The 655-nt window shown below is 66.0% G+C and carries 1 protein-coding gene; it reads left to right on the top strand.

Features of this window, described 5'->3' with window-relative positions; all coding sequences use genetic code 11:
- A partial coding sequence (locus I8746_RS26875; RefSeq protein WP_221101222.1) for an Ig-like domain-containing protein occupies positions 1-655 on the top strand: 655 nt, incomplete at both ends.

Raw genomic sequence — 655 nt, 5'->3', positions numbered from 1 at the left:
GGTGGATGCCGCCGGCAACAGTTCGATACCGCTGGAGTTCACAGCCCCGGATATCACACCGCCCGAGGCGGTCACCGACATCCTGGTCGGCCCAGGTGGCACGGCCCTGAGCGGTCGCGGCGAACCGGGTGCCACTGTCGAAGTGCGTGATGCCAATGGCACCGTGATCGGCACGGGTGTGGTGGGTGCCAACGGCACCTTCCTGATCGACCTGAATCCGGCCGCTCAGCCAGGCGAGCAGTTGAGCCTGGTGCAGACCGACCCAAGCGGCAACGCTTCGGTGGCTACCGAGTACGACGTACCACTGACCACCGCGCCCGACAGCCCGAGCAATCTGGCCATCAATGCTGATGGCACCACCCTCACCGGTACCGCACCTGCCGGCACCCGTGTGGAAGTGCATGACGCCAACGGCACGCTGATTGGCAGTGCCATTGCCAACACCGATGGCAGCTTCAGCATCGAACTGAATCCCGCACAAGCCAATGGCGAACTGCTGGACGTGGTCGCCATCGATGACGGCGGCGTTTCCTCGCTGCCCGCACAGATCACCGCACCCGACATCACCGCCCCTGCCGCCCCAACCGAACTGGCGGTGAGCGCGGACGGCAGCGTTATCACCGGCCGTGCCGAACCGGGCAGCACCGTGCGCATC

It is taken from the genome of Pseudomonas sp. USTB-Z (assembly GCF_019691255.1).
Taxonomy (GTDB): domain Bacteria; phylum Pseudomonadota; class Gammaproteobacteria; order Pseudomonadales; family Pseudomonadaceae; genus Aquipseudomonas; species Aquipseudomonas alloputida.
The sequence above is the reverse complement of the archived record's forward strand: the minus strand, read 5'-3'. Positions and strand labels throughout refer to the sequence as shown.